Origin of the sequence: Postechiella marina (genome assembly GCF_039538365.1) — a bacterium.
Classification (GTDB): Bacteria; Bacteroidota; Bacteroidia; order Flavobacteriales; family Flavobacteriaceae; genus Postechiella; species Postechiella marina.
In genome coordinates, this window is record NZ_BAABCA010000002.1 from 378,484 (window position 1) to 404,610 (window position 26,127).

The 26,127-nt window shown below is 32.9% G+C and carries 23 protein-coding genes; 19 read left to right on the top strand and 4 right to left on the bottom strand.

Annotated features, from left to right (window positions below):
* Positions 1-119: 119 nt before the first annotated feature.
* The 9 genes from ABD715_RS05430 to ABD715_RS05470 all read left to right on the top strand — a co-directional run bounded on the left by ABD715_RS05430 (position 120) and on the right by ABD715_RS05470 (position 6,997).
* Positions 120-542, top strand: coding sequence for a SufE family protein (locus ABD715_RS05430; RefSeq protein WP_344787353.1), 423 nt, complete (start codon positions 120-122; stop codon positions 540-542).
* A gap of 67 nt (positions 543-609) precedes the next feature.
* Positions 610-933 carry an SUF system Fe-S cluster assembly protein gene (locus tag ABD715_RS05435; protein WP_344787098.1) on the top strand — a complete coding sequence of 108 codons (324 nt, stop codon included), beginning with the start codon at positions 610-612 and terminating at the stop codon, positions 931-933.
* Between the two features lie 45 nt (positions 934-978).
* Complete coding sequence (locus tag ABD715_RS05440) at positions 979-1,506, top strand: hypothetical protein (protein ID WP_344787099.1); 528 nt, start codon at positions 979-981, stop codon at positions 1,504-1,506.
* A 4-nt stretch (positions 1,507-1,510) separates the two neighbouring features.
* Entirely contained in the window at positions 1,511-2,017 is a 507-nt protein-coding gene (locus ABD715_RS05445) for a DUF2480 family protein (protein WP_344787354.1), read from the top strand.
* Between the two features lie 128 nt (positions 2,018-2,145).
* Positions 2,146-3,075, top strand: coding sequence for a DUF3078 domain-containing protein (locus ABD715_RS05450; RefSeq protein WP_344787100.1), 930 nt, complete (start codon positions 2,146-2,148; stop codon positions 3,073-3,075).
* A 250-nt stretch (positions 3,076-3,325) separates the two neighbouring features.
* Positions 3,326-3,559 (top strand): FeoA family protein, encoded by a 234-nt coding sequence (locus ABD715_RS05455; protein ID WP_344787101.1) that lies wholly within the window; start codon positions 3,326-3,328, stop codon positions 3,557-3,559.
* On the top strand, positions 3,552-5,792 hold the full coding sequence (gene feoB, locus ABD715_RS05460; protein ID WP_344787102.1) for a ferrous iron transport protein B: 2,241 nt from the start codon (positions 3,552-3,554) through the stop codon (positions 5,790-5,792). Before ABD715_RS05455 ends, feoB begins: the two co-directional genes overlap by 8 nt.
* 57 nt (positions 5,793-5,849) lie before the next feature.
* Positions 5,850-5,990 (top strand): FeoB-associated Cys-rich membrane protein, encoded by a 141-nt coding sequence (locus ABD715_RS05465; RefSeq protein ID WP_344787103.1) that lies wholly within the window; start codon positions 5,850-5,852, stop codon positions 5,988-5,990.
* Between the two features lie 119 nt (positions 5,991-6,109).
* Positions 6,110-6,997: a 3-keto-disaccharide hydrolase gene (locus tag ABD715_RS05470; protein WP_344787104.1), complete on the top strand. Its 888-nt coding sequence runs from the start codon at positions 6,110-6,112 to the stop codon at positions 6,995-6,997.
* Between the two features lie 4 nt (positions 6,998-7,001).
* Here ABD715_RS05470 and ABD715_RS05475 read toward each other — a convergent pair whose 3' ends face one another.
* Entirely contained in the window at positions 7,002-7,658 is a 657-nt protein-coding gene (locus ABD715_RS05475) for a metal-dependent transcriptional regulator (RefSeq protein WP_344787105.1), read from the bottom strand.
* Between the two features lie 99 nt (positions 7,659-7,757).
* Between ABD715_RS05475 and ABD715_RS05480 the strand changes: the two genes are divergently transcribed.
* The 6 genes from ABD715_RS05480 (at position 7,758) to ABD715_RS05505 (ending at position 14,624) form a co-directional block, all read left to right on the top strand.
* Positions 7,758-10,004 (top strand): TonB-dependent receptor, encoded by a 2,247-nt coding sequence (locus tag ABD715_RS05480; RefSeq protein ID WP_344787106.1) that lies wholly within the window; start codon positions 7,758-7,760, stop codon positions 10,002-10,004.
* A gap of 38 nt (positions 10,005-10,042) precedes the next feature.
* Positions 10,043-10,954, top strand: a complete 912-nt coding sequence (locus tag ABD715_RS05485; RefSeq protein ID WP_344787107.1) for a metal ABC transporter solute-binding protein, Zn/Mn family — start codon at positions 10,043-10,045, stop codon at positions 10,952-10,954.
* A 164-nt stretch (positions 10,955-11,118) separates the two neighbouring features.
* Positions 11,119-11,895 (top strand): metal ABC transporter ATP-binding protein, encoded by a 777-nt coding sequence (locus ABD715_RS05490; RefSeq protein ID WP_344787108.1) that lies wholly within the window; start codon positions 11,119-11,121, stop codon positions 11,893-11,895.
* Positions 11,896-11,944: 49 nt separating this feature from the next.
* Entirely contained in the window at positions 11,945-13,072 is a 1,128-nt protein-coding gene (locus tag ABD715_RS05495) for an iron chelate uptake ABC transporter family permease subunit (RefSeq protein ID WP_344787355.1), read from the top strand.
* Positions 13,065-14,225: a metal ABC transporter permease gene (locus ABD715_RS05500; protein WP_344787109.1), complete on the top strand. Its 1,161-nt coding sequence runs from the start codon at positions 13,065-13,067 to the stop codon at positions 14,223-14,225. The genes ABD715_RS05495 and ABD715_RS05500 overlap by 8 nt, the downstream gene beginning before the upstream one ends.
* Positions 14,226-14,264: 39 nt before the next feature.
* Positions 14,265-14,624 (top strand): YraN family protein, encoded by a 360-nt coding sequence (locus tag ABD715_RS05505; protein ID WP_344787110.1) that lies wholly within the window; start codon positions 14,265-14,267, stop codon positions 14,622-14,624.
* A gap of 18 nt (positions 14,625-14,642) precedes the next feature.
* Here the strand turns inward: ABD715_RS05505 and ABD715_RS05510 are convergent, their stop codons facing one another.
* A complete protein-coding gene (locus tag ABD715_RS05510) occupies positions 14,643-14,993 on the bottom strand; it encodes a hypothetical protein (protein ID WP_344787111.1) in 351 nt (116 codons plus the stop codon).
* Positions 14,993-15,967 carry a polyprenyl synthetase family protein gene (locus ABD715_RS05515; protein ID WP_344787112.1) on the bottom strand — a complete coding sequence of 325 codons (975 nt, stop codon included), beginning with the start codon at positions 15,965-15,967 and terminating at the stop codon, positions 14,993-14,995. Before ABD715_RS05515 ends, ABD715_RS05510 begins: the two co-directional genes overlap by 1 nt.
* A gap of 124 nt (positions 15,968-16,091) precedes the next feature.
* Here ABD715_RS05515 and ABD715_RS05520 point away from each other — a divergent pair, with 124 nt between their 5' ends.
* From ABD715_RS05520 to ABD715_RS05535, 4 genes are read left to right on the top strand one after another with little or no spacing between them, the layout of a single operon-like run.
* Positions 16,092-16,697: a TetR/AcrR family transcriptional regulator gene (locus ABD715_RS05520; protein ID WP_344787113.1), complete on the top strand. Its 606-nt coding sequence runs from the start codon at positions 16,092-16,094 to the stop codon at positions 16,695-16,697.
* Positions 16,698-16,699: 2 nt separating this feature from the next.
* Positions 16,700-18,022, top strand: coding sequence for a TolC family protein (locus ABD715_RS05525; protein ID WP_344787114.1), 1,323 nt, complete (start codon positions 16,700-16,702; stop codon positions 18,020-18,022).
* A gap of 9 nt (positions 18,023-18,031) precedes the next feature.
* A complete protein-coding gene (locus tag ABD715_RS05530; RefSeq protein ID WP_344787115.1) occupies positions 18,032-19,201 on the top strand; it encodes an efflux RND transporter periplasmic adaptor subunit in 1,170 nt (389 codons plus the stop codon).
* A 47-nt stretch (positions 19,202-19,248) separates the two neighbouring features.
* Positions 19,249-22,764, top strand: a complete 3,516-nt coding sequence (locus ABD715_RS05535) for an efflux RND transporter permease subunit (RefSeq protein ID WP_344787116.1) — start codon at positions 19,249-19,251, stop codon at positions 22,762-22,764.
* 396 nt (positions 22,765-23,160) lie between these two features.
* Here ABD715_RS05535 and ABD715_RS05540 read toward each other — a convergent pair whose 3' ends face one another.
* The gene (locus tag ABD715_RS05540; RefSeq protein ID WP_344787118.1) at positions 23,161-26,100 is read right to left on the bottom strand and encodes a TonB-dependent receptor; all 2,940 of its coding nucleotides are present in this window, start codon (positions 26,098-26,100) and stop codon (positions 23,161-23,163) included.
* Positions 26,101-26,127 lie beyond the last annotated feature (27 nt).

A 26,127-nucleotide genomic window follows, 5' to 3' on the forward strand; every position in this document is an offset into this window, starting at 1 on the left:
GTTGTATTTTTGCATAACAAATACATGGTTTGGTTGGGCGTAGCAGCAACCTTAAAAACAATGTTTTAAGAAACCTCTTCTTGAACTACGCACAAGAAAACAGAACAGACATTAGTAGTATGAGTATTGAAGACATACAAAACGAAATAATAGACGAGTTCTCAATGTTTGAAGATTGGGAAGAACGTTATCAATACATGATTGATTTAGGTAAAGATTTACCATTAATTGACGATCAATTTAAAACAGACAGCAACATTATTAAAGGTTGTCAAAGTAAAGTTTGGGTACATGCCGAATTAACAGGTGACAAAATAGAATTTACTGCCGATAGCGATGCCATTATTACTAAAGGTATAATAGCTATTTTAATTCGGTCGTTTTCTAACCAACACCCAAAAGACATTATTAATGCCAATACAGATTTTATAGATCAAATTGGATTAAAAGAACATTTATCGCCTACAAGAGCCAATGGTTTAGTTAGTATGATAAAACAACTTAAATTATATGCTGTTGCTTACCAAACGCAACTTAAATAATAATTTTGTTACTGTGCAAACAGCAAAGCAATACTTTTTTGCTTTTGCGAAAAAAAAATTTTATACCATGAGTGAAACAATAGATACAGCCGAGCTAGGCGAAAAAATAGTAAACGTACTTAAAACCATTTACGATCCAGAAATACCAGTAGACATATACGAACTAGGATTAATTTACGATGTTTTTGTAAACGAAGACTACGATGTAAAAATACTAATGACGCTTACAACTCCCAACTGTCCTGTGGCAGAAACATTACCACTAGAGGTAGAAGAAAAAGTAAAATCGCTAAATGCAGTTAAAGATGCAGAAGTAGAAATTACTTTCGATCCGCCTTGGACACAAGAATTAATGAGTGAAGAAGCGAAGTTAGAATTGGGGATGCTTTAAGTTAGTTGTTAATAACAACTGCTTTTTTAAAATTAGTAAGCTATTATGAGCTCATTAAAATTTATTTGTGGTTTGTTTTTTGTTATCCCTACCCTTTTAGTATCGCAAGTAAACAATTCAGAATACAAGAAAACTTTTTATAATGAGAATTTAATACCTACTGATAGTATCAATTCAATTTATTGGGGATTTGATTTATATCATAATGACACATTGGTATATTGGTTTAATAAGGGTAAAAAAGATTTTGTTCTTTTTGACAAGAAAGAGACTCATAATACAGGCTCTCCAATAATCTTAAATGGGGTTATAGAATTAGTTGAAAAAATTAATGGTCACACCTCTATTAAACAAACTAGAGTTTACAAAGATGGCTACCCAATTCAATTCTCATCTAAAAGATTTTGTAAGAAATCTAACAAAACTCCGTGTTTCGATGATGTTATTAATTTTAAAAAAAAATATAAAAACCAATTAGGTTCCTACTTCGGTTATACTATTCAAAACAATAGAAAAATTAAAAAATATTGGTTTTGCTTTGATAAAACAAAATGGAATTGGAAATATAAATAACTTTATGCCAGACGAAATCATAAATCGCGTAGCGAACAGTAAACTAATAACCTTAAACCTTGAAGATTATTATCCCGACGGTAAACGCATCTTGTTTGATATAAAAGACTGGCTATTTGAAGGGTTTGTACTAAGAGAAAAAGATTTTAGACTACAAGCCTTAGAATTTAACTGGTCTCAATACCAAGATAGTTATGTAGCGTTAACATGCAGTACAGATGCTATTATTCCTGCTTGGGCATTTATGCTATTAAGTATTTATTTAGAGCCTTATGCAAAAAAAGTTCTTATTGGTAATTTAGAACAACTAGAAACTTCTATCTATCAAGATGTACTAAATAGTTTAGACGTCTCTAGCTATAAAGACAAGCCTATTATTATAAAAGGCTGCTCTAAAAAACCTGTACCTCAAAACGCATACATTATGCTGTCTAGCAAATTAAAACCCATTGCAAAATCTATAATGTATGGAGAAGCCTGCTCTTCTGTTCCATTATTTAAAAATAAATAATTACCGCTTCAATTGTGACTTTCTATTTGTTTAGGGTCTTACTTGTAATCGCCTAAAAAACATAAGCGATGTTTTATCAACTATAAAATTAACCTATATTTGCACGTAGTTTATTAAAAAAACAAACAATGAAAAAGACCTTATTATTACTTGCGCTTTGTATCGGAATGGTTTCGGTAAACGCACAAACCAAAGAAGAATTACAAAAACAAAAATCTGAAAAACAAGCCATTGCAGACGCTGCTCAAGCTGAAGCGAACGCTTTACAAGCTAAAATTGATGCTTTACCAGGTTGGAGAAAAGGAGCTTTTGGTACTATTGGAGGTAGCCTTTCTAATTTTAGCAACTGGTACGCTCAAGACGCACCAAACAACTCGTCTGGTAATATTGGATTTACTTTAAATGCTTTTGCTAATTTAATTGAAGACAACTTCTTTTGGAGAAACTCTTTAACAACAAACCTTAACTGGGTAAAATTAGACAATAAAGATAACGGTACAGATGACGATGATAGCTTTAACCCTACTACAGATGTTTTTAGCATTTCGTCTTTATACGGAAGAAATATTACTAAAACATTAGCTGTCTCTGGATTAGCAGAATACAGAACAACATTATTAAATAACTTTAACGACCCTGGTTATTTAGATGTTGGTGTTGGTGCTACATGGACACCTATCGAAAACTTAATTGTAGTTATTCACCCATTAAACTACAACTTTGTATTTGCTGATAATGATGCTATTTTCGATTCGTCTCTAGGTGCTAAAATTGTAGCAGACTATACAAGACAAATTGGAGCTGTAAACTTTAAAACTAACCTTTCTGCTTTTCAAAGCTATAAATCTAGCGATTTATCTAACTGGACATGGACAAACTCTTTTAGCTACACACTATGGAAAATGATTGGTGTTGGTTTTGATTTTGGTTTAAGAAACAACAAGCAAGAAGCATTAAATTATGCTATAACTACTTTAGGAAACACAGGAGAAACGTTTGACTCGGTTGATAACGACCTACAAACATACTACACTGTTGGTTTAAGCTATAAGTTTTAATACATAACAAAGCATTTTAAAAACTGTGTTTCTTTAATTAAGAAACACAGTTTTTTTTTACCCCTACTTTGCTCATGTCAGGGCTTGCTATAACTCTTCTAGTTTTATTCAAGTAATAGAAACCACTTAAAGACCACCCCTTGTGTTAACGCCTAAATAATTATTGATAAAGCAAAACTTTAAAGGCCTAAACTTTTATAGGTGTAAACTTTAGTTTATTTTTGCTTCTTTAAAATCAATCTAAATAAGCTTGCAAAACACTTTAGCACATCTTAAACGTGGAGAACATGGTATTATTACCGATGTTTCGTCTATTCATATTCCCTTAAAACTTCTAGAAATGGGTTGTTTACCAGGTAACTCGGTTAAGCTAGTACAACTTGCTCCATTTCAAGATCCAATGTATTTAAATATTAATGGGACTCATTTAGCGATTAGAAAAGAAACCGCAATGCATATTCTAATTGAAAAAGTAAATGAGTAAACAAATAAATGTAGCCTTAATAGGCAATCCAAATACAGGAAAAACCTCTGTTTTTAATGCTTTAACAGGTTTAAACCAAAAAGTTGGTAACTACCCTGGCATTACTGTAGAAAAAAAACAAGGGGTTTGCAAATTACCTCGAGGTGTTAAAGCGCATATTATTGATTTGCCAGGAACTTACAGTTTAAACGCATCATCTTTAGACGAAAATGTGGTTATAGAACTGCTTTTAAATAAGAATGATAAAGACTTTCCAGATATTGCTGTTGTGGTTAGCGATGTAGAAAATCTTAAACGAAATTTACTTATATATACGCAAATTAAAGACTTAGAAATCCCTACCATTCTTGTTATTAATATGGCAGACAGAATGAGCTACAAAGGTATTTCTTTAGATATTAACTACTTAGAAGAAAAACTAGATACTAAAATAGCTTTAATAAGTACACGTAAAAATGAAGGTATAGATTATTTAAAAAGCCTTATTGAAAATTATAAAGCTATTTCTACTTCACCTTGTTTAAACCCTTCAGAAATTGATAAAACATACTTTGATAATCTAAAAAAAGCATTTCCTAACCAATTAACTTACAAACTTTGGCTGGTTATTACTCAAGATGTTAATTTTGGTAAAACAAACAGACAGGAAATTGAGGCTATTGCTAGTTTTAAAACAAAAAGTAAAGGAGATTTAAAGCGCTTACAACAGAGAGAAACCATAAAACGTTATCAGTTTATAAATAATGTTCTTAAAAAAGGGCAAACTATAGATGCATCGCAAGCAAAAGACTTACGCTCTAAACTAGACCGTATTTTAACTCATAAAATTTGGGGTTACGTTATTTTCTTTTTTATCCTACTTACCATTTTTCAAGCTATTTACGATTGGTCTGGCGTACCTATGGACTTTATCGATGGTGTTTTTGCATCGTTAAGCGAATGGACAAAAAACACATTGCCTCCAGGTGCTTTTACCAATTTATTAGCAGAAGGCATTATAGCTGGCTTAGGCGGTATAGTTATTTTTATTCCGCAAATAGCATTCTTATTTTTATTTATTGCGGTACTTGAAGAAAGTGGATACATGAGTCGCGTAGTTTTTTTAATGGATAGAATAATGAGACGCTTTGGTTTAAGCGGAAAAAGTGTTGTGCCATTAATTTCTGGCACTGCCTGTGCCATTCCTGCAATTATGGCTACTCGTAACATAGAGAACTGGAAAGAACGCTTAATTACCATTCTTGTTACTCCTTTTACAACCTGCTCGGCTCGTTTGCCTGTTTACTTAATTATAATTGCTTTAGTAATTCCCAAAGGTCGCTTTTTAGGCTTCATAAGCTATCAAGCACTAACACTTATGCTTTTATATTTAATTGGATTTGGAGCAGCAGTTTTTTCGGCACACATTTTAAATAAAATATTAAAAATTAAAAGCAAAACATTTTTTGTTGTAGAAATGCCTAACTACAAATTACCAATGTTTAAAAATGTAGCTATTACGGTTTTAGAAAAAACGAAATCGTTTATTTTTGGAGCAGGAAAAATTATTTTAGCCATATCTATTGTTATCTGGATTTTAGGTTCTGTTGGCATTAATAATAGCTACGACAATGCCACTAGTATTGTTAACCAAGACATTGCTAAAAATGGTTTTAGTCATATTCAGCAATTATCTTTAAAAAACAAAGAAGAACGCTACATAAATAGCTTAATTGAAGACAACGAAAATATAACAAAAACTCAAATATCAGATTCTTTAACAACAAAAAATCCAACGTTTAAAAAAGCAGTGATTAATGACGAAATAGCATCTCTTAAATTAGAAAATTCTGTTTTAGGATACATAGGAAAAGTTGTTGAACCCGCAATTAAACCACTAGGTTACGACTGGAAAATTGGTATTGCCATTGTAAGTAGTTTTGCTGCTAGAGAAGTTTTTATAAGCACACTGTCTACAATTTATAGCGTAGGAAGTGAAGCTGAAGACGAAGAAAACAAAACCATTAGAGCCAAAATGGAAGCAGAAAAACACCAAGGCACTAACAAAGCTGTATTTACATTAGCTTCTGGTATATCTCTATTATTATTTTACGCCTTTGCTATGCAATGCATGAGTACTCTGGCAATTGTAAAAAAAGAAACCAATAGTTGGAAATGGCCTATTTTACAACTCGTAATCATGTCTGCTATTGCATACATTGCAGCTTTAATTGCATTTCAGTTTTTAAAATAATTATGTAACTTGTAATATATTTTGAAAGCCATTACAAACCGTATCGACTAAACAAAAATGAATACCATTATACAAAATATACTCGTTTTTATAACCGCTAGTTTTGCTCTAACATATATTGTAAAAAAATATGTTTGGACGTCTAAAAAGAAAAAAACTAAATCATGTGGCGGAGACAACAGTTGTGGCTGCCATTAATTATTTACTAAAATTTTAAGTAAATAATTTTAAAAACTATTTTAGGCAAATTACTATCTCATTTTTTATAACTACTTTAATGGTTTACAACTAAAACCACAATAAGCAATTCATTAAAAATGAAAAAACCTTTATTCTCCACCCTAGTATTATCTCTACTCTGTATTAGTTTATCTTTTGCTCAAAAAAAAGGTAAAACAATAACACTTTTTGATTCAGAATTATCAAATTTTGAAAAATGGATTGGTGTACCTCACGAAACAGTAGAAGGCTTACCAGCAGGAACATATCAATCAGCTAATGTGCATGCAGGCACACCTCTTGGACTTAATAACGATATTAAAAATGTGTTTTCTACCATAGAAGAAAATGGGGAAGTTGTTTTAAAAATTACTGGAGAAATTTATGGTGGTTTAACAACAAAAGCTTCGTATCAAAATTATCATTTAAGTGTTTATTTTAAATGGGGAGAAAAAAAATGGGCGCCTAGGTTAAACATACTAAGAGACAATGGTATTTTATATCACGCTTATGGTGCGCATGGTCGTTTCTGGAAAACATGGAAAACAAGTTTAGAATACCAAGTACAAGAAACAGACATGGGCGATTTTATCTCTATTGGAGGCAATACAGGCCAACCAAAAGTTGGTAGCCCTATAATTGAAATAAAAGGCGATAATACCGATAAGCGGGGCAAGTTTAACATTAACTCTAAAACCTATTTAAAAAAACCGGGTTATGTTAGCGCTTACCCAGAAACCGATTTGCCTAACGGACAGTGGAACCATTTAGAGTTATACGTAGTTGGCAACAACTCGGTACATGTTGTAAATGGAGAAATTGTAATGGTTGTAGAAAATGCAAAAAAACATGACGGAACCATTTTAAACAAAGGTCAAATACAAATACAATCTGAAGCTGCAGAATGTTATTATAAACAACTCACTATTACGGGAATTAATAAGTTTCCAAAAAAAATCAGAAAACAAATTCAACTTAAAAAATAACGAATTAAGACAACTTAACAAACAGGTTGTTTGCAATTAAATTAGATATAATAAGCTCTTTCGAATTTACCTCAATAGTTACAGAGTTGTCAAAAGGTTCTTTATGAATCACTTTCAAGGCTGTACCCAATGCAATTTTATTTTTATCTAAATATTTTAAGAATTCTGAGGATGAATCTTGTACACCAACACAAATACAAGAATCGTTTATTTGTGCCTGCGATAATAAAATTTTATCTATGCTTTTAATTTTTCCTGTTTCGTCTGGAATAGGATCTCCGTGCGGGTCATGTGTTGGGTACTCCAAAAAAGCATCTAACTGTTTAATTAATTTCTCAGACTTAATATGTTCTAATTGCTCTGCAACCTCATGTATTTCGTCCCAAGAAAAATTCAGTTTTTCAACTAAAAAAACCTCCCAAAGCCTGTGTTTTCTAACAACACCTATTGCAATTTTCCTACCTGTATTAGTTAGGGTTACGCCTTGATACTTTTTATAATCGGCATATCCTTTCTCAGATAGTTTCTTAACCATATCTGTAACAGAAGACGCTTTGGTCTCCATATCTTTTGCTATAGCATTTGTACTAACGTTATGCTCGCCTTGTTTACCTAAGTGATAAATGGCCTTAATATAGTTTTCTTCGGTAAGAGTTATCATATGTTGTTTTTAGACCAAACAAATATATAAAATTTATAACTTTAAAATAATTTTTAGACTTACCTAAAAATTATTTTATATTTGTAAAAAATAAAATAGATGAAGCACCTAACAATTGGCATATTAAGCTTATTTTCCTTAACTATAAATGCCCAAAATATAATAGGTAAAACCACAACAGATAACAAACCTTTACCCTATGTAAATGTTTATATAAAAGGGTTAAAAAAAGGAGCTGTATCTCAAGACAATGGAGCTTTTAATATTACCAACGTTAAAGCTGGAACCTATACTATAATTGCTTCTTTTACGGGTTATAAAACACAAAAGAAAACACTTACCATTACAAACAAAGATGCTTATCTAAATTTTGATTTACCAGAATCTGAAATGTTAGACGAAGTTGTTGTAACAGGAACCCTAAAAGCAGTTTCTAGATTAGAAAGCCCTGTACCCGTAGAGGTATATACCCCAACTTTTTTAAAAAAGAACCCTACACCCAATATTTTTGAAGCTTTACAAAATGTAAATGGTGTTCGCCCACAAATTAATTGTAATGTATGTAACACTGGCGATATACACATTAACGGTTTAGAGGGTCCATATACGCTTGTACTTATAGATGGCATGCCTATTGTTAGTGGTTTATCTACTGTATATGGTCTGTCTGGTATACCAAATTCTTTAATAGAACAAATAGAAATTGTAAAAGGTCCTGCATCGTCACTTTATGGTAGTGAAGCAGTTGGCGGTTTAATAAATATAATAACAAAACTCCCAGAAAATGCACCTCGCTTTTTTGCAGATAGCTACGTTACGGGCTGGGGAGAACTTAATTTAGATTTAGGTTTTAATACCAAAGTTGGCAAAAAAGCCAATTTACTTTTTGGAGTTAATTACTTTAATTATAACAACCCAATAGATAATAATGGTGATAATTTTACCGATTTAACCCTACAAAACAGAATTTCTATTTTCCAAAAATGGAATTTCAAAAGAAAAGAAAATAGAGTATTCTCTCTAGCAGGAAGAGTGTTTTACGAAGACCGCTGGGGAGGAGAAATGCAATGGAATTCTTCGTTTAGAGGAGGAGATGATATTTACGGAGAAAGCATTTACACAAAACGAGCAGAACTTTTAGGAACATACCAACTTCCTATTAAAGATAAAGTTATGTTTCAATTCTCTTACACAGACCACGATCAAAGTTCTGTATATGGCAACACACCTTATTTAGCGCAACAGCGTATTGGTTTTGGGCAATTTACTTGGGATAAACCTTTAAAAAATCACGATTTATTATTTGGCGCTGCTGCTAGATACAATTATTATAACGATAGCACACCTGCCACTGCCAATGCAGACGAAGTAGTTATTCCGTCGTTATTTGCCCAAGACGAAATTAAATTAAGCAACAAACACACCTTATTACTTGGTGCTCGCTACGATTACGACAAAAGACACGGTAATATTTTTACACCACGTATTGCATATAAGTTTAAACCAACTGCAGACGATGTGTTTCGTATAAATGCAGGTACTGGCTTTAGAGTGGTTAATATTTTTACCGAAGAGCACGCGGCACTTACAGGTGCTAGAGATGTTATAATTGCCGAAGAATTAAAACCAGAGCGCTCGTACAACATTAATGTAAATTACCTTAAAAAAATATATACAAAGTCTGGTGCTATAATTGGTTTAGACGCATCGGCATGGTATACCCATTTCTCTAATTTAATTCTACCAGATTACGACTCCAACCCAAACCAAATAATTTACGATAACCTTAACGGAAAAGCCATAACCAAAGGAGTTAGCTTAAACATAGATGCTATTATAGCTAGCGGAATAAAAGTTTTAATTGGTGGTACACTACAAGACGTTTCGCAAACAGAACAAGGTGTTACAAAACGTCAAATATTAACCGAGCGTTTTACAGGCACATGGGCTGCATCATACAAAAATTACAAATACAACTTAACCTTCGATTATACTGGTAATATTTACGGACCAATGCGCCTGCCTTTATTAAGCGATCTAGATCCGCGAAGCGAAAATTCACCAACATGGAGTATTCAAAACATACAGTTAACCTACGATGGTTTAACTAATTTAGAAATTTATGGAGGCATAAAAAATCTATTAAACTGGACACCAAATAAAGGCAACCCTTTTATTATAGCCAGAGCCAACGATCCTTTTGATAATAACGTAACCTTTAACAGCAATGGTAATGCAGAAGTAACACCAGATAATCCATACGGACTAACCTTCGACCCATCCTACGTTTACGCACCAAACCAAGGTATAAGAGCCTTTTTAGGCTTAAGGTATTCATTTAAATAATTAACTGGTTTTTAGTAATTTCACACAAAATAAAACACATGAAAAAATACATATACACAACTCTAATTTGTTTAACCATTTTAAGCTGTAAAAACACTAAAAAAACCAACGGAAAAATAAATGTGGTAACCACTACATCTATGATAACAGACTTGGTAAAAAACATAGCAGGCAATCAAGTTAACATACAAGGCTTAATGGGTAGTGGTGTAGACCCGCATTTATACAAAGCCAGCGAAGGCGACGTAACCAAACTAGCAAACGCAGATTTAATTTTTTACAACGGTTTACACCTAGAAGGCAAACTTGTAGAAGTGTTCGAAAAAATGCACAGTAAAAAAACAAAAACCATTGCCATTGCAGATGCGTTAGATAAAAACACCTTAATATCATCAGAGTATTTTGCATCAAACTACGACCCACACATTTGGTTTAATGCAGACTATTGGATTCTAGCCACACAATTTGTAGCCAATAAACTATCCGAAGCCATTCCAGAACAAAAACCAACCTTTCAAGACAACGCGACAAAATACATAAATCAATTAAAAGCCTTAAAAACAAAACTAGAAACCCAAATAACAACACTACCCAAAGAAAAACGCATACTAGTAACAGCACACGATGCTTTTAACTATTTCGGAAAATCTTTTCAATTCGAAGTCGTAGGTCTACAAGGCATATCTACAGCAACCGAAGCAGGCGTGCAAGATGTTCAAAAACTAGCAGCTTTTATAATAGAGAAAAAAGTAAAAGCTATATTTGTAGAAAGCTCTGTGCCAAAACGCACAATAGAAGCATTGCAAGCTGCAGTAAAATCTAAAAATCACGATGTTAAAATTGGAGGTTCTTTATATTCAGACGCATTAGGCAACGCAAACACCGTAGAAGGCACATATATAGGCATGTTCGAGTATAATGTAAACACCATAGTAAATGCATTAAAATAACACGAAGCTTATACCTGCTATTCGCTATATCTTTTTTGAAGAAAAATCAAAAAAGGATGTCGCTACTATCAGGGCTAAATTGTAAGCCAAAGCAAGTTTAAGACAGCTAACAAGTTCTCTTTCTGCATAGTTTAAAAACAACGCAAGCAGTAAAAAAACAAAAAATGAACAAAAGCACAAGCGGAGAAAAAAAAACTAATACTAAAAAAAACATAGCAGTAAAAGTAGACGATTTAACCGTTGCCTACAATTACAAACCCGTACTTTGGGATATCGATTTAGAAATTCCCGAAGGTGTTCTTATGGCTATAGTTGGACCAAACGGAGCAGGAAAATCGACACTAATAAAATCTATATTAGACATTTTAAAACCTATAGCAGGAAGCGTATCTATTTTTGGCAAACCCTATAAAAACCAACGCCATTTAGTCGCCTACGTACCACAAAAAGGAAGTGTAGATTGGGATTTCCCCACAACAGCATTAGATGTAGTTAAAATGGGGACTTACGGAAGTTTAGGATGGATAAAACGTCCTGGACAAAAAGAAAAAAAATTAGCTTTAGAAGCTTTAGAAAAAGTAGGCATGCTACCTTTTAAAAACCGCCAAATTAGTCAACTCTCTGGCGGGCAACAACAACGTATTTTTTTAGCACGCGCATTGGTGCAAAATGCATCTATATATTTTATGGACGAACCCTTTCAAGGTGTAGACGCTACAACAGAAATAGCCATAATAAATATTTTAAAAGAACTTCGCAAATCAGGCAAAACTGTTATTGTAGTTCACCACGATTTACAAACCGTTCCAGAATATTTCGATTGGGTAACCTTTTTAAACGTAAAAAAAATAGCCACAGGTCCTGTTAAAGACATTTTTAACGACGACAACTTAACAAAAACCTATGGCATAAATTATAAAGTAAGCATACAAGAATCGTAAGCCTTAAATTAAAAGAGAAACAGGTAAAAAACCTGTGTCCGCAGTAATTATGGACATAACAGAATACATAAAGTTAGTTTTTACAGATTATACCCTAAGAACAATAACCTTGGGCACCGCCATACTTGGCGCTGTTTGCGGTATGTTAGGTAGCTTTGCAGTACTAAGAAAACAGAGCCTTCTGGGCGATGCCATTTCGCATGCTGCATTACCCGGAATTGCTATAGCTTTTTTAATTACAGGAACCAAAGACAGTAATATTTTACTATTAGGCGCTTTAATTAGCGGGCTTATAGGCACCTTTTGGATAAGAGGTATTATTAGCAAAACACATTTAAAATCAGATACTGCATTAGGCCTTATTCTATCACTCTTTTTTGGCTTTGGCATGTTACTTTTAACCTTTATACAAAAACAACCAAATGCCAACCAAGCTGGTTTAGATAAGTATTTATTTGGCCAAGCTGCCACTTTAATGGTTAGCGATGTTTGGCTCATGACCATTGTTACAAGCGTATGCCTTTTTGTTTTACTACTATTCTGGAAAGAATTTAAAATTCTTCTTTTTGATGCCGATTATACCAAAACCCTTGGTTTTAACACCAAATTTATAGATGTTTTAATTACTACATTTATTGTTCTAGCTATTGTTTTAGGACTACAAACTGTTGGTGTAGTTTTAATGAGTGCTATGTTATTAGCTCCCGCAGCTGCAGCAAGACAATGGACAAACAGCCTTGGCGTTATGGTTGTTTTATCTGCCATATTTGGCGCTTTTTCTGGCGTTTTTGGCACAGCAATAAGCGCTACTCAAAACAACTTATCTACAGGCCCTATTATAGTTATTGTTGCTGGTGTTTTTGTTTTAGTATCGTTTATATTCTCTCCGAGTAGAGGCTTATTGTTTAAACAAATTCGATTTATAAAAAACCGTCGCGATTTGCAATTACATAAAACACTGGCATTTATGTTTCATATAGCAGAAACGCACGATAATATTTCTCACCCACACACCATTAAAATTTTAAATAATTTTCAAGGTTACACAAAAAACACACTAAAAAAACTAGAAGACAAACATTACGTAACCTTAAAAGGAAACAAATGGAGCTTAACAGAAGAAGGCTACAAAACTGCTTTAAATTTATACAACCAACAGAACCAAGAAAATGAGTAACGCACAAATAGAGATACAACTTATTGCAAGTTTGGTAGCTATAGCTTGCGCCATTCCGGGTACTTTTTTAGTGCTACGCAAAATGGCAATGATAAGCGATGCCATTAGTCATTCTATACTTCCTGGTATTGTTATTGGTTTTTTTATAACTCAAGATTTAAACTCACCTTTACTTATTTTACTAGCTGCTTTTACAGGCATTATTACCGTAGTTTTAGTAGAGTATATTCAAAAAACAGGACTAGTAAAAGAAGACACCGCTATTGGCTTAGTATTCCCTACCCTATTTAGTATTGGTGTTATTTTAATTGCCAAAAATGCAAACGATGTACATTTAGATGTCGATGCAGTTTTACTTGGCGAGCTTGCCTTTGCTCCTTTTGACAGACTATTTATTGCAGAAACAGACGTTGGCCCAAAAGCTTTATGGATTATTGGTATTATTTTAATTTTTACCATCATACTTTTAATAGCCTTTTTTAAAGAACTAAAAGTAAGCACCTTCGATAAAGGTTTGGCTGCCTCTTTAGGTTTTTCTCCCGCACTTATACATTACGGACTTATGAGTGTGTCTTCTGTTACAACTGTTGGTGCTTTTGATGCGGTTGGTGCCATTTTAGTTGTAGCTTTAATGATTGCTCCTGCAGCAACAGCCTATTTGCTTACCACCAATTTAAAGCGCATGATTACTTATGCTGTTTGTTTTGGTGTTTTTAGTGCTATTTCTGGATATTGGTTAGCTCATGGTCTAGACGCCTCTATCTCAGGATCTATAACAACCATGTTAGGCTTATTATTTTTAGCAGTTTACTTATTCGCTCCCAACAAAGGAGTTATTGCTGTTATGTACAGAGAAAAACAACAGCGCACAGAAGTGTCTCTTCTTACCTTTTTACTACACCTAAGAAACCACACAGAAGAAAGCGAACGCCATGTAAATCACCTTAATGAACATATTAATTGGCAAAAGGTACGCTCTAAAAACGTATTAGATTTGGCCCTAAAAAATAATATGATAAAATTTGATAAAAACATTGTGTCGCTTACAGAAAAAGGAGACCTGTTTACAAAACAAGCCATAGACTACATTATCTCTAATCAAGACAGCAAGATAGAACACATGAAAGATGACTTCTTTCTATTTAGAGGCTAACTATTAAATACCAAAAAATAATTTTATTACATTAGTTGTATGGCAAATCACAACGAACTTGGCAAAAAAGGCGAACAACTTGCTGTAAATTTTCTCCTAGAAAAAAAATACGACATTTTAGAGCGTAATTATCGCTTTAACAAAGCCGAAGTAGACATTATTGCCCAACACAACAATACACTTGCTATTATTGAAGTAAAAACAAGATCTACCAATAACTTTGGAAATCCCGAAGAATTTGTAAAACCCAAACAAATTCAACGTTTAGTAAAAGCTGTAGACGAATATGTTAATGCTAACAACTTAAACCTAGAAGTGCGTTTTGATATTATTGCTATTGTAAAAGAAAAATCTGGTTTTAACATCGAGCATATAAAAGATGCTTTCTATCATTTTTAAAAACCAACAGCTATTTACTTAAGAGTATTTGTTTTTAAACCATACTTTTTGCCATTCGCGTTTTAAGATTAAGAAAGATACATCTTCTGCCAACTTAACCATATCTTCTCCATCTAAAGCCTTTACTTTACTTTCTGATACATCAATAATATAGAGCAAGTTTAAATACTCGGTAAATTTTTCTTGAATTAATTTATAAACTGTTTCGTGAAGTATTAGTTTTAAACTAGAAGGCAAAACATCCTCATGAAAATCTAAATCAATATTAGCCAAAAGAAAATCTTTATTAAGCTGAATTATTAAATTTTTATATAAATTTAATTGGTTAGCTTCATCGATTAAATCTGTAAAAGTAGCGGGCAATTTCATTATACAGTTCTGCTCATTAAATTATTACCAAACACCTTTAAAAGCTCTTTTTTATCGTTTGAAATATTTAATTTTTCGAGTACAGAAAATGCTTTGTTTGTATAAATTTCTATTTCTGCCTTTGTTTTATCTGTAGCTCCTGTAGACGAAAATAAACTTTTTACCGTTTCTATTTTTTCTGTATTGTCATCTAAATTCTTACTAAATAAGTCTATTAATAAGTCTTTATCTTGGTTAGATGCAAACTCTAAAGCCTTTAAATACAAATACGTTTTTTTGTTTTCAATAATGTCGCCTCCTACTTGTTTACCAAAAGTTTTAGGGTCGCCAAAGGCATCCAAATAATCGTCTTGTAACTGGAATGCAATACCTAAATACCTTCCAAAATCGTAAATACTATTTTGATCTTCCTTCGAAGCCTTAGCAACAATAGCTCCCATTTTCATGGCTGCACCAACCAAAACAGCGGTTTTATACTCAATCATTTTTAAATATTGAGGAATAGTAACATCGTTTCTAACTTCAAAATCGACATCGTATTGTTGCCCCTCGCAAACCTCTAATGCAGTTTTACTAAACAACTGAGCCAAAGCCTGAAATGTAGTTGCCTCGTAGTTTTCAAAAAGCTGATAAGCCATAATTAACATGGCATCACCAGAAAGAATACCCGTATTAATATTCCACTTTTCGTGTACAGTTACCTCTCCGCGTCGTAAAGGAGCATCATCCATAATATCGTCATGAACCAACGAAAAGTTATGAAAAACTTCAATACTTAAAGCCGCATTAAGCGCCTTTTTAAAATCTACATTAAAAATCTCTGCAGACATTAATGTTAACACTGGGCGCAAACGTTTTCCGCCTAAATTTAAAATATATTGAATAGGGTCGTATAAGCCTTTTGGCTCTTTTACAATCTTGTATTCTTCTAAATATTTAATAAACTCTTCTTGGTATTTTTCTATAGAAAGCATGGCGCAAAAATAACTTAATTCGTCTTATTAAAAAGTGTGAAAGTAAAATTAGTGTTAAAAAAAGATAAAACTTAGGAAACTTTTTAGGTTTTTAAAGTTTCCCGAATTACATTTGCACCTAATTATGAATGACAAAATATTATTAGGAGCTACAGAATTGTTTATAAACTACGGGTTTAAAAGTGTTACAATGGACGATATTGCAAACACGCTAGGCATATCAAAGAAAACAATTTATCAGCATTACGATAACAAAACCAAATTGGTAGAAGCTGCTTCTATGCATTTATTTGAGTTTATTTCTTGTGGTATAGATGAAATATGCAATTTAGAAAAAAACCCTATAGAAGAAATTTACAACATTAAAGAATTTGTAATGGATCATTTAAAAGACGAAAAATCTTCGCCTCAGTTTCAATTACAAAAATATTATCCAAAAATATTTAACACTTTAAAATGCAGGCAATTTGATATTATGCAATCTTGTGTAACAAATAACCTAGAAAGAGGTATTAAATTAGGCTTATACAGGCCATCTATTAATATCGATTTTATAGCTAGAATTTATTTTAATTCTATGCTTGCTATTAAAGACCAAGACTTATTTCCTAACAAGCAATTTTCTGTAAATATGCTTATGAGCAATTATTTAGAATACCATTTACGTGGCATTAGTACGCCTAAAGGTTTAGAAACACTTAATCAATTTATAACATCAAATCAATCATAACAATGAATAACAAACTAATATTAACTTTTAGTTTACTATATAGCCTTGTCGCTTTTTCGCAAGAAAACAAACGAAGCTTTTCTCTTGAAGAAGCGATAGTTTACGGACAAAAAAACAATAGGAATATTAAAAATGCAGAATTAAACATCTTGGCTGCAGAGCAACAAGTATGGGAAACCTCGTCTCGTGGCTTACCGCAAATAAATGGTTCTTTAGACTATCAAGTAAACATAAAAACGCCATTCGATATTAATTCTTTGCCAGAAGATAGCCCGTTTAGGTTTATGTTTCCAAAACACAGTATAACACCTTCAATTGGGTTAAACCAGTTGCTTTTTGATGGTGGTTATATAGTTGGACTTCAATCTAACAAAGTTTTTTTAGAAATATCTAAAAACTCTAAAGACAAAACCGTTAATGATATTGAAACAAACATTATTAGCTTGTACAACAATGCTTTGCTAACCAAAGAAAGTATTGTTATAATGAAAAACAACATTACTGCTTTAAAATCTAATTTAAACGAAACCACTAAGATTTTTGAAAACGGATTAACGGAAGAAGAGGATGTAGAACAACTACAATTAACACTATCTAACTTAGAAAATAACTTAAAGAGCTTAGAAACTTTATATGTTATTTCCAAAGGCTATTTAAAAGTACTTTTAGGCATAGACCCTGAAGAAAAGATAGAATTAACAGACACCTTAGAAAATTTAATTTTACAACATATTTCGTTAGACCTTATTAGTGAAGATCATCCTGTTTCTAATAACATAGATTATAAAATTGCAAAAAATCAAGTAGAAAGTAAACACTTGGAATATAAACTAGAAAAATCTGAACAACTGCCTAAAATAAACGCCTTTATCAACTCGAGTTATTTAGGTTATAGCGATTCGTTTTCTACCTATTTTAAACCAGAACAAGATTGGTTATTTACAACTACGGGAGGCGTTAGCCTTACTATTCCTATTTTTAGCTCTTTTGGAGGTAAAGCCAAAAGACAAAAAGCTAAAATTGAATGGGACATGGCAAAAAACGATTTAATCGATGCAGAAAACAATTTGTCTTTAGAGTTTAAAAATGCCAAAAACGAATACACATTGGCTATAGACACCTATACAAACAAACAAAAAAACTTAGCATTAGCAGAAAAGATAGAACGTAAAAACACTATTAAATTTAAAGAAGGTATTGCTGGTAGTTTCGATTTAAGACAAGCTCAATTGCAACTATACACTAATCAACAAGAATACCTACAGGCTATTATAGACGTAATAAACAAAAAAGCAACACTAAAAAACTTACTTAACATTAAATAACCAACCATCATGAAATACATATATTTAACACTCTTAAGCGCCATAATATTAACCTCTTGTGGTGGTGATGGCAAAAAATCTGTAGAAGATATTATTGCCACAGACGATTTAGCGGCAATTCGCAAAAAGAAATCTGATTTAGATACAGAACACATAGAATTAGGTGCGAAAATTAAAATGCTTGAAGAAAAAATTAAAGCATTAGATCCTCAAGAAAAAATACCTTTAATAACAACCTTTAAAGCAAAAGAAACGGTATTTAACCACTTTATAGAATTACAAGGTAATGTAAGTACTAAACAAAACGTTGTTATTTTTCCTGAATATTCTGGCATGTTAACAGATGTTTATGTTACAGAAGGACAAAAGGTTAGTAAAGGTCAAATTTTAGCACGTATAGACGATGGCGGATTAAGTCAACAATTATCACAGTTAAAAATTCAAACCGCATTAACTAAAACCACTTTCGAACGTCAGGAACGTTTATGGAATCAAAAAATTGGAAGTGAAATTCAATATTTACAAGCAAAAACAACCTACGAAGCCCAAGAGCAAGCAGTAAACCAATTGCAAAAACAAGTGGGTAAAACAGTTGTTCGTGCTCCTTTTACAGGAACAATAGACGATGTTATTACAGAACGTGGCTCTGTAGTATCTCCAGGACAATCTCAATTATTTAGAATTGTTAATTTAAAAGACATGTACATAGAAACCGATGTACCAGAGCGCTACATATCTAATGTAACACCAGGCAAAGAAGTTATTGTAGATTTTCTTTTTCTAGACAAAGAAATTAAATCGAAAGTACGCCAAGCAGGAAACTTTATTAATCCTGCAAATAGAACTTTTAAAGTAGAAGTAGATTTATCTAACACAGACCAAACTATTAAGCCAAACTTAACAGCCAAACTTAAAATTAACGATTATACAAACCCTAAGGCCATACTAATTCCGCAAAGTATTATTTCTGAAAATGCTGAAGGGCAGCAATACGTATACACGGTTACTGGAGAGTCTAACCATAAAGCTACTGTAAAGCGTATTATTATAGAAACTGGTAAAACTCAAGGCGATTATATAGAAATTTTATCTGGACTAGAAGACGGTTTATCTGTTATTGAAGAAGGTGCTAGAAGTGTAAAAGACGGACAAGCAGTTAAAATTCTAGTTACTGAATAGTATAATATTTTGCCTTTCGAGGACATTAAAATAAAGACTCTTTTATAATGACTAAAGATAAAAAAGAAAAGAAAGTAAATCAAGAATTTGGTCTATCTACCTGGGCCATTAACAACAAAACAACGATGTATGTTTTGATCTTGTTAATTCTTGTTTTAGGAACCGGAGCCTATTTTGGTATGGCTAGAGAGAATTTCCCAGAAATTAAAGAAACAAAAATATACATTAGCTCTATCTACCCAGGAAATACTGCCGAGGATATAGAAAAGCTGATAACCGACCCTATTGAAGACAAAATAAAAACTGTAAGTAACGTAGTAGAAATAACCTCAACATCTCAAGAAGATTATTCTATTGTGGTTGTAGAGTTTGACGAAAACATTACTGTTGATGCAGCCAAACAAAAAATAAAAGATGAAGTAGATACCGAAACATCTGGCGAAGATTGGCCAACATTTAATGGTGCAAAAGTAGAGCCTAATATTTTCGACCTTAGTATGTCTGAAGAAATCCCTATTCTAAATATTAATATCTCTGGAGACTATCCAGTAGATAAGCTTAAAGAATATGGTGAATACCTAGAAGACGAAATAGAAAGTTTACTAGAAATTAAACAAGTAGACATTCGTGGTGCACAAGAAAAAGAAGTTGAAGTTGCTGTAGATATCTATAAAATGATGGCTGCGCAAGTAAGCTTTAACGACATTATAAACACTATAAATAACGAAAACGTTACTATGTCTGCTGGTAATTTAATTTCTAGCGGACAAAGACGTACTATTAGAATTATAGGCGAAATAGAAAAACCCATAGAGCTTGAGAATTTTGTTGTAAAATCTGAAATGGGTAATTCTATTTACCTAAAAGATATTGCTAAAGTAACGTTTAAAGATGAGGACAAAACAACCTACGCTCGAGAGTTTGGACATGAAGTTGTAATGCTAGATGTAAAAAAACGTGCGGGAGAAAACATGGTAGATGCTGCCGAAAAAATTAGAGCCATTGTTAACCATGCCATAAAAGATGTATTCCCTCCAGACTTAAAAGTTACTATAGCCAACGATCAATCATCAAAAACCATTGGTCAGGTTGACGATTTAGTAAACAACATTATATTTGGTATCCTATTAGTTGTTACTGTTTTAATGTTCTTTTTAGGTTTTAAAAACGCCTTGTTTGTTGGTTTTGCCATACCAATGTCTATGTTTATGTCTTTAATGATATTAGATCTTTTAGGTTACACCATGAACACCATGATTCTTTTTGGTTTAATTATGGGACTTGGTATGCTTGTAGACAACGGAATTGTTGTTGTAGAAAACGTTTATCGTTTAATGGACGAAGAAGGCATGAGCAGAACCGAAGCAGCTAAAAAAGGTATTGGAGAAATTGCATTCCCTATTATTATATCTACAGCAACTACGGTAGCTGCATTTATTCCTCTTGGCTTGTGGCCTGGCGTTATGGGGCAATTTATGATATATTTCCCAATAACCTTATCGGTAGTTTTAGGTTCGTCATTATTTGTTGCTATATTTTTTAACTCGGTTTTAGTATCTCAGTTTATGACTACCGAAGACAAAGACATGCCTGTAAAACAAATTTTAAGAATATCTGCTATTATTGGTGGTATAGGACTTTTAATTCTAATAGTAGGTGGTAGCTATAGAGGTCTAGGTACTTTAATGATTGTAACAGTTATTATGCTTTGGGCTTATCGATTATTTTTAAGAGGATGGTCTAATGCTTTTCAAAATAAAATTTTACCAGTTTGGGAGCGCTTTTACGAAAAGTCACTTCGATTTGCTTTAAGCGGAAGAAAACCTATTATAATTACAATAGGTACAGTTGCTCTTTTAATTGTAGCATTTATAGGCTTTGGAGCATCTGTTTCTAGTCAGCGTACAAAAGTTGAATTTTTTCCAGACAATACGCCAAATCAAATTATTGTTTATATTGAATACCCAGAAGGTACAGACATAAAGAAAACAAATGCCATTACTAAAGATATAGAAGCACGTGTTTACAACATTTTAAACGACCCAGCCTATATAGACGATTCTGGTTTTAATTTCTTAACAGAAAGTGCTGTTTCTCAAGTAGGAGAAGGTGCAGGAAACCCACAAACAGATGGTGGATCTGCTGCAGAAATGCCACATCGTAGTAAAATTACAGCTACAATGCGAGAATATAAGTTTAGAGATGGAGCAGATAGTAACGAGCTACTTAAAAAGGTTCAGGAAGATTTAAAAGATATTTATCCTGGTATTGCCATTTCTGTAGAAAAAGATGCAGTTGGCCCACCTGCAGGATACCCTATTAATGTTGAATTAGAAGGAGATGACTATGCAGAACTAATTACCACTGCAGAAAAGATGAAAGATTTTATTAACTCTAAAAACATTCAAGGCATAGACGAGTTAAAAATAGATGTAAACAAATCTAAACCTTCTATGCAAGTACTAGTCGATAGAAAGAAAGCAGGAGAATTAGGCGTTTCATCTGGTCAAGTAGGTCAACAACTTCGTAATTCAATTTTTGGAGCAAAGGCAGGTGTTTTTAAAGAAGATGGTGAAGATTATGATATCTATGTTCGCTTCAACAAAGAAAACAGATATAATACCAGCGCATTATTTAATCAAAAAATCACTTTTAGAGATATGGCTTCGGGGCAAGTAAAAGAAGTTCCTGTATCTACCGTAGCCAAACAGTCCAACAACTCAGGCTTTAGTGCTATTAAGCATAAAGACGTTAAGCGTGTTGTAACCTTATATTCTGCATTAGCTCCTGGCTTTACAGATGCTACAGCAATAGTTTCTAAAATTCAGAACGAGATGCAAAGTTTTGAAGAAAAACCAAACACTGTAAAAATAGATTACACTGGCCAAATAGAAGAGCAAGAAACACAAATGGCTTTCTTAATGGGTGCATTTTTTACAGGTTTAGGCTTAATTTTCTTCATATTAATATTTCAATTTAACTCCATTTCTAAGCCTGGTATTATTATGCTAGCCATATTTTTAAGTTTAATTGGTGTGTTTGGCGGTATTGTTGCAACAGGAAGTTCTTTTGTTATTATGATGACCATGATGGGTATTATTTCGCTTGCTGGTATTGTTGTAAATAACGGTGTGGTACTTTTAGATTATACCCAACTTTTAATTGACAGAAAGAAAGTTGAACACGATTTAGAAGATGATGCCTATATAGAAAACGACGAGCTTTTAGAAGCCATTATTAAAGGAGGAAAAGCACGTTTACGCCCTGTATTACTAACAGCTATAACAACCATTTTAGGGTTAATTCCTTTAGCAACTGGACTTAACATTAACTTCTTTACACTATTTAGTGAGTTTGACCCTAATATTTATACAGGAGGAGATAATGTTATTTTCTGGGGGCCACTAGCCTGGACAGTAATTTATGGTTTATTTATTGCTACATTCTTAACTTTAATTGTAGTTCCTATTTTATTCTATTTGGTAACTAAATTTAAAATGTGGATTTATAGCAATAGAGCAGCAAAATATTCGCAAATAGAAAATATTAAAGGCAATATATAAGTACAAACAATTTTAATTGGTGACTAATTCAATTGATTGCGAAAGCCCAGATATTCTTAAATGAAGCTCTGGGTTTTTATTTTATGTATTTCACCGATTATAAATAAAAAATTCAATCCGATTTAACGAAAAAAGAAACACTTAAATTAATTAAACAAAGCTTTTATTTAGCTTTGCACGCTACAAAAAATTCGCTTTCGAATTACAGCTAGAACTACTAGTTGTTTACAAGAATCCTTGTTTTTTCCCTAAATAAGGGTTGATTAATAGTGATGAAAGCCTTGGTTTATACTAAGGCTTTTTGATTTTAATTAAAAAAGATATATTTAAAACAAAAATCTCCAAGAATTAAATAAGTCTTGGAGATTTTTTATAAACTTAAAACAGCAATATTTCTTATTTTAGATTAAAAGTAAGTCTTCCAAAAACATAACGTCCGTTATTACCAAATTGAGATACACGACGTGAGTATACAAATTGATTACTAGATGTTAAATATCCTGGTAACTCGTCTGGATAAACATCTAATAAGTTATTGGCTCCAACAGTTAATCTTACAGCTTCACTAAAATTATAGCCTATTGTTAAATCTGTTACTACGTTAGATCCAATTTCTGGATGTCCACCTTCTGTTAAAGTTCCTGTATCGAAAACACTACCAAAAAATGCATTTCTTAAAAAGAAATTCCAATCTCCCATATCTAAACTATGAGTCAAATTAGCTTTTACTCTTGGTACAGCAAGCTCTAAATACACTCTAGAACCTTCATCGAAATAATTATCTAACAAACCAGCTGCTGTTAAAATATCACTTCCTTTAGTTGCTCCCACTTTTTTAGTTTTAGAGTAAGTTGCAGCTAAATTATTGGTTAAACGTCCTTTACCAACATTAGCTTTATGACTAATAACCACGTCTAAACCTTTAGTTTCTGTATCTATAGCATTAGCAAAAAATGCCGCTTGACCTATTCCTAAATTAGTAAAAATACTAGCTAACTGAGATCCATCATTAGGATTACCAAAGTTACCTGTATATGTAATTCTATCGTCTATAGCTATAAAGTAACCATCTATAGTTATAGTTAAATTAGCATCCGGAATTTTAGAAGTAAACCCTAAACTAGCATTAAAAGATGTTTCTTCTTTTAACTTAGGAATACCAAATAACTCTGCTGCTCTAGAGTTATTTGTAAAAGTACCTACCTCTTGAGCTATACCTTGATCGTTAAACAATGTATTAGATTTACTATAAAACTGTTGGTGCAACGAAGGGGCTCTAAAGCCTGTACTTAAAGCCCCTCTTATATTAGTATTATCACTTAACTTATAGCGCATAGCTAACTTACCGTTAAGTGTGCTTCCAAAATCGCTAAAATCTTCGAAACGTACAGCTGCACTTACTAAAAATTCTTCGGTTAAATCTGCCTCTACATCAACATATAAAGCCATACTATTTCTTTTAGTATCCACAGCATTTTCTGGTGTAAACCCAGAAAACACTTGCGCCCCTGCGCTAGCTTGGTTTCCAAAAAAGTCTGTTACTTGTAAAGTAGGATCTCCTGCTGCAGCTGCAGTTTCTACCTCTGCATTAACATCGTACTTAGCATAAGAAGACTCTTCGCCAGCTTCTATAAAGAAGTTTTCTACACGATACTCTGCTCCAAAAGCTAAGTTTAAGCCAGACATAACATCATCGTAAAACTTAGACATATCGAAATTAACAGTGTTTTGTTGAAACCCATTAAGACCTGCATCAAACTCTGTTGGAGACGATGCTTGTAAATAAAAGTTTGTTGTATTTGTTATATTGTAAGCAAACGTGTTTTTACCCCAAGTATGAGATAAATCGATGTTCCAATCATTAATTTTTCCAGAAATACCAAAACCTAAAGATTTATCAATAATATCTGACTCAATGTTAGGTAAAAATCCATTGATATAAGACAAAGTATTACCTCTACCCGAGCTATGCCCAGGTGTTCTATAAAAACCGGAAGCATCACCATGACGATAAGATAGACCACCAAAAGCATATAACTTAGCTTCATTCTCATCATCACCAAAAGGAATTTCTAAATTACCCATAAATTGGCCTTGATCCAAACCAGATTGACCAACACTCATGTTATAATCGTTACGTGTTTGCCCTCTAGCTGCTAATTCTGCATCGGTTACATCTAAACCAGTTAAAATACCTGTGTTTTGGTCTCCTGTTGCCATATTATATCCAGACAACTGCTCTATAGTGGTTGCTCCTGCAATTTGAGATTGTAAAGTTGCATCAAAATGACTAACTTGAGATGCATAATTTTGAATCGCACTTAAATCTGTTCTTAAGTCTGATAAATTAAATCCGTCTTGGTAAGCTTGCCATTCTATAGCGTTATATGCATGAAAAAGGCTTCCACTATTAGCTCTTGCTCTAGATGTACGCTCACGAGTTGTTAACGAACCAGTCATGTTAATATACCCGCCATTATCGCCTAAAGGAATACCATAATTTAAATCAATTTGTGTTTTTTCTCCATCGGTACCTCCATCGTGATCGTTACCATTTTTAGACATATTTGCTCCTGTTGTTACAGCTGCAGTTAACTCGTTAACATTGTTTTTTAATACAATATTAATAACACCCGCAATAGCATCAGATCCATATTGAGCTGCTGCACCATCTCTTAAAACCTCTATTCTTTTTATAGAAGCAGCAGGAATTGCATTTAAATCTGTACCCACAGATCCACGACCAGGCGTACCATTTACGTTTACCAAAGACGATGTATGTCTTCTTTTACCATTAACCAAAACCAATACTTGATCTGGCCCTAAACCTCTTAACTGTGCAGGATCGATATGATCTGTACCATCTGCAACCGTTTGGGTGTTAGATGAAAATGAAGGTGCCACATAATTTAATATTTGTGTTACAGATACTTGTGGTCCAGCAGTTGCTAAATCGGCCATATCAATAACATCAACAGGCACAGCTGTATCTACAGCTGTTCTACTCGGGTTTCTAGACCCTACTAGCATAACAGCGTCTAGCGCTACTCCTGCTTTCATTACAACATTTACAGTGCTACTAGAAACAACAATTTCTTGTGTATCATAACCAACATACGAAAACACTAAAGTATCTCCATTGCTAGCGTTTACGCTATAATTACCATCAAAATCTGTTGTAGATCCTGTTGTTGTCCCTTTTACAATAACCGACACTCCAGGTAATGGACCCGAATCGTCTGTAATTGTTCCCGAAACCTCTTGAGCATCAATGTAACTTGACATCCCAAAAAACATTAAAAACATTAATAAATTTAATCGTAAAGCTTTAATCATAATATTTATAAATTTGAATTAGTTCTA